General features: G+C 73.4%; 8 protein-coding genes and 1 riboswitch. Of the genes, 5 read left to right on the top strand and 3 right to left on the bottom strand.

Going from position 1 to position 10,349, the window contains the following annotated elements; genetic code table 11:
* The first annotated feature begins 3 nt into the window (after positions 1-3).
* The 3 genes from FRAQA3DRAFT_RS20210 to FRAQA3DRAFT_RS20200 all read left to right on the top strand — a co-directional run bounded on the left by FRAQA3DRAFT_RS20210 (position 4) and on the right by FRAQA3DRAFT_RS20200 (position 2,916).
* Complete coding sequence (locus tag FRAQA3DRAFT_RS20210) at positions 4-1,254, top strand: MurT ligase domain-containing protein (RefSeq protein ID WP_009740912.1); 1,251 nt, start codon at positions 4-6, stop codon at positions 1,252-1,254.
* Positions 1,251-2,012 (top strand): type 1 glutamine amidotransferase, encoded by a 762-nt coding sequence (locus FRAQA3DRAFT_RS20205; protein WP_009740911.1) that lies wholly within the window; start codon positions 1,251-1,253, stop codon positions 2,010-2,012. The genes FRAQA3DRAFT_RS20210 and FRAQA3DRAFT_RS20205 overlap by 4 nt, the downstream gene beginning before the upstream one ends.
* Before the next feature lie 235 nt (positions 2,013-2,247).
* On the top strand, positions 2,248-2,916 hold the full coding sequence (locus FRAQA3DRAFT_RS20200; RefSeq protein WP_009740910.1) for a PHB depolymerase family esterase: 669 nt from the start codon (positions 2,248-2,250) through the stop codon (positions 2,914-2,916).
* Positions 2,917-3,705: 789 nt separating this feature from the next.
* On the opposite strand, the gene FRAQA3DRAFT_RS20195 is transcribed toward FRAQA3DRAFT_RS20200, so the two are convergent.
* From FRAQA3DRAFT_RS20195 to corA, 3 genes are all read right to left on the bottom strand, one after another.
* Positions 3,706-4,824, bottom strand: a complete 1,119-nt coding sequence (locus FRAQA3DRAFT_RS20195) for a C40 family peptidase (RefSeq protein WP_232291678.1) — start codon at positions 4,822-4,824, stop codon at positions 3,706-3,708.
* A gap of 5 nt (positions 4,825-4,829) precedes the next feature.
* Positions 4,830-4,999, bottom strand: a riboswitch (cyclic di-AMP (ydaO/yuaA leader).
* A 362-nt stretch (positions 5,000-5,361) separates the two neighbouring features.
* On the bottom strand, positions 5,362-5,745 hold the full coding sequence (locus FRAQA3DRAFT_RS20190) for a hypothetical protein (RefSeq protein ID WP_009740908.1): 384 nt from the start codon (positions 5,743-5,745) through the stop codon (positions 5,362-5,364).
* 416 nt (positions 5,746-6,161) lie between these two features.
* Positions 6,162-7,484, bottom strand: coding sequence for a magnesium/cobalt transporter CorA (gene corA / locus FRAQA3DRAFT_RS20185; protein ID WP_009740907.1), 1,323 nt, complete (start codon positions 7,482-7,484; stop codon positions 6,162-6,164).
* A gap of 286 nt (positions 7,485-7,770) precedes the next feature.
* Here corA and FRAQA3DRAFT_RS20180 point away from each other — a divergent pair, with 286 nt between their 5' ends.
* Both FRAQA3DRAFT_RS20180 and FRAQA3DRAFT_RS20175 read left to right on the top strand, forming a co-directional pair.
* On the top strand, positions 7,771-8,484 hold the full coding sequence (locus FRAQA3DRAFT_RS20180) for a PhzF family phenazine biosynthesis protein (protein ID WP_009740906.1): 714 nt from the start codon (positions 7,771-7,773) through the stop codon (positions 8,482-8,484).
* 136 nt (positions 8,485-8,620) lie between these two features.
* On the top strand, positions 8,621-10,321 hold the full coding sequence (locus FRAQA3DRAFT_RS20175) for a DUF4139 domain-containing protein (RefSeq protein ID WP_009740905.1): 1,701 nt from the start codon (positions 8,621-8,623) through the stop codon (positions 10,319-10,321).
* The last annotated feature ends 28 nt before the right edge of the window (positions 10,322-10,349 follow it).

Raw genomic sequence — 10,349 nt, 5'->3', positions numbered from 1 at the left:
GCGATGACGACATCATTCCCGCGTAGGTTCACCGCCCGGACCCAGGCCGCGCTCGCCGTCGAACGCCTGGCGGCGGAGGCGTCGCGCCGCCTCGGCCGCGGTTCGGGAGAGATGATCGGCGGCAAGCTCGCCCTGCGGGTCTCCCCGGGGGCGCTGGCCGAGGTCGGCTCCCACCGCCGCACCGCCTGCGTGTCGGGCACCAACGGCAAGACGACCACCACCCGGCTGCTCGCCCGCGCGCTGGGCACCCTCGGGCCGGTGAAGTCGAACAGCGGCGGGGCGAACATGGCGCCCGGCGTTCTCGCCGCGCTGTCCCGCCCCCCGTTCGACGCCGCCGCCGCCCTGGAGGTCGACGAGATCTGGCTGCCGAAGGTGGCCCGGGAGATCTCGCCACGGGTCGTGCTGCTGCTCAACATCAGCCGCGACCAGCTCGACCGGTCCAACGAGACCCGGCGCATCGCCTCGATGTGGCGGGAGCTCGGCGCCGAGCTGAAGGACACCACGGTGGTCGCGAACGTCGACGACCCGTTGGTGGCCTGGGCGGCGGGCGGCTGGCACCGGCAGGTGTGGGTGTCGGCCGGCCAGAACTGGACCGCCGACGCGATGGTCTGCCCCCAGTGCGCCCGCCTGCTGCACCGCAACGACAGCGGCTGGTGGTCCGAGTGCGGGCTGGCCCGGCCCGAGCCGATCGTCGCGGTCACCGGGCCGCGGGAGCTGCTCTGGTACGGCCGCACCATCCCGGCCCACCTCGACCTGCCCGGCCGGGTCAACCTCGGCAACGCGGCGATGGCCGCCGCCGCGGCCCGCGAGTTCGGCGTCGAGGTCGAGGCGGCGTTCGCCGCCATGGCCGGCCTCGGCGACGTCCAGGGCCGCTACCAGGAGGTCGTCCTCGGCGAGCAGGGCCGCCGCGGCCGGCTGCTGCTGGCGAAGAACCCCGCCGGCTGGGTGGAGATGATGGAGCTGCTCGCCGACGCGCCGCCCCGGCCCGTCGTCATCGACTTCAACTCGCAGACCGCCGACGGCCGGGACCCGTCCTGGATCTGGGACGTCCCCTTCGAGCGCCTGGCCGGCCGGCAGGTGCTCGTCACCGGCGGGCGCAAGGAGGACATGAGCGTGCGGCTGGCCTACGCGGAGGTGCCGCACAGCGTGCACGCCAGCGCCGAGGACGCGGCGCTGGCGGCCAACGAGAAGGTGGTCGACGTGGTCGCCAACTACACGGCGTTCCGGGACCTGCTGGTGCGGTGTTCCCGATGAGGCGCACCTCGGCGACCCGGATCGCGCTGATCTACCCCGAGCTGCTCGGCACCTACGGGGACGGCGGCAACGCGATCGTCCTCGCGCAGCGGCTGCGCTGGCGGGGCCTGCCGGTCGAGGTGGTCAACGTCGCCGCCGGTTCGCCGGTGCCGGACAGCTGCGACATCTACCTGCTCGGCGGGGGCGAGGACGCCCCGCAGGTCCTCGCCGCCGACGGCATCCGGCAGAACCGGGCCATCGTGCGCGCGGTGGGTTCGGGGGCGGCCGTGCTCGCGGTCTGCGCCGGCTACCAGGTGATCGGCGCGACGTTCCCGTCGGGCGGGGAGATCCACGAAGGGCTCAACCTCGTCGACATCGAGACCCGCCGATCCTTCGCGCCGCCGGAGACGCCGCCGCCCACCCGGGCCGTCGGCGACATCGTCGTCGAGCCTGATCCGCGCCTCGGCCTACCCACCCTGTACGGGTACGAGAACCATGCCGGGCGTACCAGGCGGCTGCCCGGGGCCGGTGGTTTCCCGCTGGGGGCGGTGCGCCGCGGGATCGGCGACGGCGACAGCGGTGACGGCGGCGGCGGCACCGACGGCATCGTAGACGGCCGGGTCATCGGCACGTACCTGCACGGGCCGGTCCTGGCGCAGAACCCGGCGCTTGCCGACCTCCTGCTGACCTGGGTCCACGGCCAGCTCCCGCCGCTGGAGGCCCCCCAGGAGGCGCAGGTGCTGCGCGAGGCCCGCCGCCGGGCGCTCGCCGCCCCCTGAACCCCGCCCGCGCTGAACCCCGCCCGCGCTGAACCCCGCCCGCGCGGCGGGGCGGGGCCGTGACGTCGGGGCCGTGACGTCGGGGCCGTGACGTCGGGGCCGTGACGTCGGGGCCGTGACGTCGGGGCCGTGACGCCGTCGGTCGCATGACCCGCTCGGCCCTTCGGCCGCCTCCGACCAAGGGGTAGGTCCGAGCGTCATCTGGTCGCCCGTTTCCGACGTTTTCCGGCTACCGGTGTGGTTCGGTTGGATCGTGGCGTCGAATCCACTTGCCGGCTGGTGGGGCAAGAACAAGCGAACCCTACTCATCATCGGGGCCGTCATCGTCGTGCTCTGGGTCTTCATCGGGCACGGCAACGGCCCGAAGACCAAGCGCGTCAGCATGCCGAAGGACTACGGCTCGGCCGATCGGGAACTGCTCCTGCACGCCCCGTCGGACCGGAAGGACCCGATCCCGCTCGTGCTGATCCTGCACGACGACAACGCCGACGCCAAGAGCCTCGACCATGACAGTGCCGCCGGCTCGGTGGCGAACTCCCGCAACTTCGCGGTGGCCTACCCCGAGGCGGTCGGCGGCACCTGGCGGATCGACTCCCCGGATGGCGCCGACGCGAACTACCTGCGCGACGTGGTCAGCTACGTCTCGGCGAAGAAGACCAAGGTCGACCCGAACCGGGTCTACGTGTGGGGCGTCGGCGAGGGCGCTCGGCTCGCGCTGACCGTCGTCTGCGGCGGGGCCAAGCCGATCTTCGCGGCCGTCGGTGTGGTGGGGCAGTTCACGCAGGAGCCGCAGACCGCCTGCCCCGGTCGGGCGCCCGAGGCGAGAGTCGCCGAGACAGACTGGGACAAGAAGGTCAGCGAGACGCTGTGGACGGCCTCCGCCAAGCACCGCCTGGGAGCCTGAGAGCCTGACCGCGCGCCGAGGCGGGGCCCCCGGGGGGCGGGGGCGGCGGGGCTCCTTCCGCGGCCCTCAGCGTCCCTCAGCGGCCGCGTACGCGCCCGGGACGGCTGGGTAGAAAGGCGATGGGTCCGCCGATGCCGCCGGGAGGGGGGTAGCGGCATCGGCGGCCCTCAGCGGCCGGGTGAGCCCGAGGGCCCGCCGGCCTTCCGCTGCGGATGGGGGGGGAATCCGAGGGAAGGCCGGCGGGATCGGGGGCCTTCCGGCCGGACGGACGTCAGATGGGGGGGAGATCTGACGTCCGTCCGGCCGGAAGGAGGCGTCGTTCGGCTGCCGCTGGAGCGAGGTCGGTGGTGCCGCGGGCGGTGACAGGGCCCGCGTGGCTGGGTCGGTCTCGACTCGGCCGGGGCGGCGCGAGCGACGAGGCCACGGGATTGCGGCGGGGGGATCGTGGACCGGGGGCGGGTGGTCCGGCGGCTCCGGGGCGGATCTCGGCGGGGCTGCGTCGTGGGTCTGCGTCCGGGGCAGCGGCGATGATGACCCGGACGGGTCCAAACGGTGCGCCTTCCGCCGGCCGGGGGGAGCAGGCCCGGCGAGGCGTGCGCGGCGGGTTCAGGCGCGGAGTCGATCGTGCCGAACCGGCGGTCTGGACCGCACGCGCGACCGGAGGGGGAGGCCGCGTCGCGGTCGGCTCGGGGCTGGACGGGCTTCGTCGTCCTTCCAGCCGGACGAGATGACCACCAGGGGCCGGCGCTGCGCCGCATGGCACGGTGCGCTGGCGCGATGCGGACGGCTCTAGACGCGTCCGACGTAGTAGGAGGTGGTGTAGATCTTCTGGAGCTTCACGACACTGCCGGTGTGCGGGGCGACCCACATCTTGCCGTCGCCGGCGTAGATGCCGACGTGGTAGATGTTCCCGGGCGAGCCGAGGAAGATCAGATCACCGGGCTGCTTGTTGTACTGCGACACCCGGGTGGCGGCGGCGAACTGGGCGTCCGTGGTCCGCGGCAGGCTCTTGCCGAGCTGCTTGTAGACGTACTGGACCAGGCCGGAGCAGTCGAACGAGCTCGGGCCCTCGGCGCCGTAGACGTACGGCTTGCCCGCCTGCAGGGAGGCCAGGTAGACGGCCTTCGCCCCGATCGAGCTGGACGGGATCGGCACGGACACGCGGGTGCCGGCCGAGCCGACGGAGACGCCGCCCGCGAGGCTCCCCAGGCGGGAGGACACGCCGGCGAGCTGCGGGGCCGACTGCGGCCGCACGTTCAGGGTCGCGTCGTTGACCGAGTGGGCGGACTGCAGGGCGTCCGTGCCATCGAAGATCGCGGTGACGTTCGTCGTGGTGAGCACCCGCGCCGTGTAGGACGCGTAACCCTGAGCGTTCGTCTGGAGGTGCTTGAAGGTGGCCCACCCGGTGGGGAGCTTCACCTGCACCTTGACGAGCTGGTTCGCGAGCGGCTCGTGGGTGGCCTCGTTGTACAGCGAGAAGCCGATGTCGATCGGCTCGTCCGCGTTCACGGTCACGTTGGGGTTGGTCACCCGCAGGCCGACCTGGACCTTGCCGGCCAGGGGCGGGGCGTCGACGCCGCTCGTCGTGCCGAGAGTGGCTCCCGAGGAGCTGTGTTCACTGACCGCCGCCGCGGCGATGCTGCCACCCAGGGCGGCGCGTGAGCCGATCTGTGCGGCGAGGGTGATCGGGGCGGTGTTCGACGACTCTTCCAACGCCGTGTCGGCGTTGACGTCGGTGCTGCAGCCGGCCAAGGCCACTCCGGAGACCGCGACGGTCCCGGTGGTCATCGCGGCGAAGGCACGAGCACGGGCCCGGCTACGGGCGACCGGCGGCGCGGACTGGGCGCGGTGACGGCCGCGACCGGCGACTCGCGAATCTTCGTCGAGCTGCACGCTTTGCGCGGACAACGGTGTATTCCTTCCCGTACGCCTGCGAAGTGAGCTGTCGGGTTCGGGCTGGGCTGCCCGGTCCGAGGCGTGACCTTCACGCGCTTCGGACTTGACCCCGAGACCGGCGCCGCGGATCGGTGCCGGCCGATGGAGGTGGGTCCCCCGCTCCTGCCCCAGATGACGACTCGGAGGGGACACCGGGGCCGGGGGCAGGATTCGGCGTTCGGCCCGGTGTTGTCGTGACGTCGGCGTGAGACTAGTCCACTTTGACCGGGTGGGTAAACACTAGTCCTTCCCAACTACAGCGAGTGTGCACCGAAGTGCCCCTCGCGCGGCGCTCGGCCCCGCTCGTACCGGCGGGCGGAGGGGCGGCCCGCCGGCCACCGGGACCGGGGATGACCAGTGGTTCTGCCCTCGCGCCAGGGGATCGCGGGAAGGCTGGGGCTGGCGCGGACGGGGGCACCGGCCCGTTCCGGCGACTCCGGCCGAGCATCAGGCGATTACGTCAAGTAGCAGAGCGGGTGAGGCTGCCGACATCCCCGGCCGGACGCGGGTTCACCGGGTCCGGCCGCGCCGCGTCAGGAATCCGGCTGCGTCGAGCACCTGGAGTTCGACGGCGAGCTCGTGGACCTCGCGGGGCACGGAGCGGTGGTGGGCCAGGGCGGCCACGGCGGCGCGCGCGTGGTCGGCGAGCTCGTCCAGCGCGTGCTGGCGCTGGCGCATGCGGGCTCGCTCCTCCTGGATGGTGCGGACGGTGTCCTCCTGCCAGCGCCGGGTCCGGATGAGGTGCTCGCTGGCGTCGGCGGCCTGGCGCTCGGCGTCCTCGAGCCGGTTCAGGAGCGCGTCGAGGGCTTCGAGCCGCCCGGCGAGCTCGGCGATCAGGTCGCCCCGCTCGGGCAGGATGGCGGTCTCTCGCCGCTTGGGGTCAGACGAGGGCATGTACTCCCCTGACGGGTGGGGGATCGGGGAACCGCACCGAGCGGCGGGCACGAGACCCGGTTGCTCCGACACGGTTGGTTACGGTAACCGACGGGGAGGGCCGGGTGTAACCCATCGTACGGATTCGTCACGGCAGTCAACTGATAGCGAAAACGAGCTATGGACCGGCTACCCTCGCCAGGGTTTCGAGTGCATAGCACGCCATGTGTTGTTTGTGGGCTTTTTCGCCCGATTCGGGGCCCCCTGGTGCCCAACGGATCGGCACCGGTGGGGTGGGGGCCATCGGTCGCCCCCGTTCGGGTCGCCCTCGTACCAGGGCGCCGATGACCGGCCGGTGCCGGCCGGGTCCCCCGCTTTTGTGACGTTGAGTAACTGCAGGGCGGGTGTCGGGGAAACCGCGGTGGCCGCCGGCGGCGCTAGAGCCAGCCGTTGCGTTTGAACGCCCGGTACAGAAACAGGCACGCCGTCGCCATCACGGCGAGGACTGCCGGATAACCCCAGGTCTGGCGCAGTTCGGGCATGTGCTCGAAGTTCATTCCATAGATTCCGGCCAGCGCCGTGGGAACGGCAGCGATCGCGACCCAGGCGCTGATCCGCCGCATGTCCTCGTTCTGGGCGATCGTCACCTGCGTCAGAGTGGCCTGCAGCACCGACGACAGCAGCTCGTCGAAGTGCTCGATGCGCTCGCTGACCTGCTCCAGATGGTCGGCGACGTCCCGGAAGTACCGCCGCATCGCCACGTCGACCAGCCGCGGGCTGTCCGTGGTGAGCGTGCGCAGCGGGCTGGCCAGCGGCTGGACGGCGTGCTTGAGCTCCAGCAGCTCGCGCTTCATCTGGTAGGCGCTTTCCGTGGACGGGATCTGGTCGCGCCGGAACACGCCGGCCTCGATCTGGTCGACGTCGACCTGGATCTTCTCCACCGTGTCCACGTAGTTGTCGACGACGCTGTCGCAGATGGCATGCAGCACCGAGGTCGGCCCGTGCCGGAGCATCTCCGGGGCGGCCTCGAGCCGGCCCCGCAGCCTGGTCATCTCGCCATGCTGGCCGTGCCGCACCGTCACCACGAAGTCCTCGCCGAGGAAGATCATGATCTCGCCGGTGGTGACCACCTCCGAGGTACCCGTCACCTCGGTGTGCGCCACGTAGCTGGCGGTCTTGAGAACCATGAACAGGTGGTTCTCGTACTGCTCGAGCTTGGGCCGCTGGCCGCCGGTGACGGCGTCCTCCACGGCGAGCTTGTCCAGTCCGTACTCCTGCGCGATGGCGGCGAGCTGGTCGTAGCTGGGCTCGAACAGGCCCAGCCAGGCGAAGCCGTCGCGTTCGGTCCGCGCCAGCCGCAGCGCGTCGGCATGACCGACCTCCATCGTCACGCACCGCCCGTGGCTGTAGACCCCGCACGCCATCACCCGGCCGTCGGGGGTCGCCGGCAGCTCGACCCGCCGCGCCCGGCGGCGCTTGCGACCGACCCGGACCAGCGACACCGGACGGCTCAGCGCACCGGCGATCCGGTGCGCGTTCGCCGACGCCTGCTCGAGGGCGTCCTCCAGAGCGTCGAGCACCGGATGCTCGGCGCCCGCCTGGCCGGGCACGCCCGCCTGGCCGGGCACGCCCGCCTGGCCGGATCGCCCCCCGGTGGTCCCGGCCGTGCCACCGCCGGCTGCCCCGCGGCCGCCTGATCCCGGGGGACCGCCCGGTTCCGCGCGCGCCGTCTCCGCGCTCGCCGCGTCGTCTCGCACCATCGCCTCTTTCCCGTCGCCCACGTTTCCCGTCGCTTACGTGCCCGGCCGCCCCCGTGTCCAGCCGCCCCGTGTCCAGCCGCCCACATTCGTGGTCGCCCGGCGTTCCCACCGCGAACGTGCGCCGCGGGTCCATCTCTTTATGGTGACAAGCCGGGCTCCGCTGCCACGACGTGATCCGCGGCTCGCCATGGGCGCGGCTGCGCGGGGACTGTGCCAGCGTGGGACCACGGACGCCGGGACCGGATGAATCCCGACGGCCCCCACGGACGAGCCACGGGAGGATCAGGTGAGCGAGCTCGAGGTACGCGTGCTGCGGGTGTTCGCCGACGAGACCGGCGCCGGGGGGAGCCTGCTCGCGGTCATCCTCGACGCCGGGAAACTGCTTGCGGATCCCCGGGACCGCGCCCTGACCGCGCACCGTCTCGGCACCCCGGCCACGGTCTTCGTCGACGACCCGGAGCAGGCGGACCTGGCCGTCTACACCCCCGACCGGCAGCTGCCCACCGCCGGCGACGCCCTGGTGGGCGTCGCCTGGCTGCTGGGCCGGCTGCTCGGCGGACATCCGCAGACCCTGCGCCCGGCGGGCGGCGACGCCGTGAGCTGGCAGGAGGCCGGCCGGGTGTGGATTCGCGGCGCGCTGGCCGCCGTTCCCCCCTGGGCGCACCGTCAGCTCGCGGACGCGGCCGAGGTCGACGCGATCGAGCTGCCCCGCCCGCCCGGCGACGACCTGATGCAGGTCTGGGCATGGCTGGACGAGACCGCCGGGATCGTCCGGGCTCGCGCCTTCGGTGAACGCCACGGGGTCGCCGAGGACGAGGCGTGCGGATCGGCGTCCATGCTGCTGGCCGCCGCGCTCGGTCGGCGCCTGACGATCCGCCACGGCGCCGGTTCGATCGTGCTCGCCCAGCCCGGGCCGCCGGGGTTCGCCGACGTCGGCGGCCTCGTGGTCGAGGACGAGACGCGCGTCGTGCCCGACCTTGACGAGTTCCTCGCCGGCTGAGACCCGGACCACGATCCTTCCCGTCGGGCGTCACCGCCCCCCGTCGGCTGGTTCTCGGCGCACCGGTCGCTCGCCGGCTCGGCGGGGCGGATCCGCTGCGCCGCAGGCTGATCGTCCGGGACTAGTGTGACCCGTCATGGTGACCGACGACCCGCCGCAGCCCGTGCGACTCGACGCGCCGATCGCCGGTGTCGTCGTCCACCCCCGCGGTGCCCGGATCACCCGGCTCGGCCGGGTCCGGCTGCCCGTCCCCGCGGGCGACGGATCCGCGGTGACCGGGGTCCGGGTCGAGCTGGACGGCCTGCCATGGGAGCTCGCGCCCGACTCGGTCCGCGTCGGTGGCCGGGGGCCGGCCCGGGTGCTCGGGGTCGACGTGGTTGCCCGGACGCACCCGCAGGCCGCCGACACCGCCGGCGCCGACCTCGCCGCGCGCCGGCTCGCGCTGGCAGCAGAGCTGTCCGCCGTCGCCGACGAGGATGACGCCGAGCAGGCCCGGCGGGGCTTCCTCGACGTCGCGGCGCGCACCGGGGCCGCAGCCCTGGCCCGGTCCTGGGCCTCGGCCGCCGGCGCCGCCGAGGGGTTGGCCGCCGCCGAGGACCTGCTCGCGACCAGGATCGGCGAGGTCCACGCCCGCCGCCGCGCCCTCGCCGAGCGCCGAGCCGAGCTCGAACGGCGGATCGCGGCGCTGGACCGGACGATCGAGGCCCGGCAGGCCCCCCGCCTCCCGGACACCCGCACCGTCGTCGTCGCCCTCGCCGCCGACCTCGACGCCGCCGACGCCGACGCCGCCGACGCCGACACCGCCCTCGACGCTGATAACGAGGCCGGCCCTGACGCCGACGCCGCCGAGGGCACCGAGGTCGAGCTGGAGGTGTCGTACCTGGTCCCGACCGCGGGCTGGCGGGCCGGCTACGACGCTCGCCTCGACGGGGAGCGGGTAACGCTGACCTGGTTCGCGCTGATCACCCAGCGCAGCGGCGAGGACTGGCCGGCCGCCGATCTGGTGCTCTCGACGGCCCGCCCGGCGGCGCACGCGAAGCTGCCCGAGCTCACCCCCCAGTTCGTGGACCTGCGTCAACCGCCACCGCCCCCGCCGCCGGCCGCGGCCCCGACGGCGATGGAGTTCGCCAGCTCGATGCCGCTGGGGTCGTCCCGGGGGCGGGCGAAGGCGAAGCAGACCATGAGGACGCTGGTCGCCGACGAGCCGGAGATCGACTTCGCCGGGTCGGCGACGTACCGGCCGCCCCGCCGGGTCGCGGTCCCGGCCGACGGGGACGGGCACCGCGTCACCGTCGCGGTGATCGAGTTCGACGCCGCCCTCGATCATCTGACCGTCCCCAGGATCTCGCCCGATGCCTACCTGCGGGCCACCATCACCAACACCTCGCCGCACACCCTGCTGCCCGGCAAGGTCTCGATCTTCCACGGCGCGGACTTCGCCGGCAGCGGCGCGATCGGCACGGTGCCGCCTGGGGCCGAGGTCGAGCTGCACCTCGGCGTCGACGACCGGGTGCGGGTCGAGCGCGAGCTGGTCCACCGCGCGACGGGCCGCCGCGTGGTCGGCGGCAACCGACGGATCGAGGCCGGCTACCGCATCGAGGTGACCAATCACACCCCCCGGCCGATTCGGACGGTGGTGCACGACCAGATCCCGGTCTCCCGGCACGAGAGTGTCACCGTCCGGGACTTCCAGGCACGGCCCGAACCGGACGAGCGGACCGACGTCGGCCTGCTGTCGTGGACGCTCGCGCTCGGTCCGGGAGCGACCGGGCGGGTGGAGTTCTCGTTCCGGCTGGAGCATCCCCGCGGGATGGAGCTGACCGGCTGGCACGACTGAGCCGCTCGGGCAGTTGAGGCCGTTCGGG

Source organism: Frankia sp. QA3 (genome assembly GCF_000262465.1).
In the GTDB taxonomy this organism is placed as follows: Bacteria; Actinomycetota; Actinomycetes; order Frankiales; family Frankiaceae; genus Frankia.
The sequence above is the reverse complement of the archived record's forward strand: the minus strand, read 5'-3'. Positions and strand labels throughout refer to the sequence as shown.

Excerpts from the sequence above, each read along its gene's own strand:
- FRAQA3DRAFT_RS20175 (WP_009740905.1), top strand. The coding sequence starts at position 8,621 with ATGGTGACCGACGACCCGCCGCAGCCCGTGCGACTCGACGCGCCGATC.
- FRAQA3DRAFT_RS20210 (WP_009740912.1), top strand. The coding sequence starts at position 4 with ATGACGACATCATTCCCGCGTAGGTTCACCGCCCGGACCCAGGCCGCG.
- FRAQA3DRAFT_RS20190 (WP_009740908.1), bottom strand. The coding sequence starts at position 5,745 with ATGCCCTCGTCTGACCCCAAGCGGCGAGAGACCGCCATCCTGCCCGAG.
- FRAQA3DRAFT_RS20205 (WP_009740911.1), top strand. The coding sequence starts at position 1,251 with ATGAGGCGCACCTCGGCGACCCGGATCGCGCTGATCTACCCCGAGCTG.
- corA (WP_009740907.1), bottom strand. The coding sequence starts at position 7,484 with ATGGTGCGAGACGACGCGGCGAGCGCGGAGACGGCGCGCGCGGAACCG.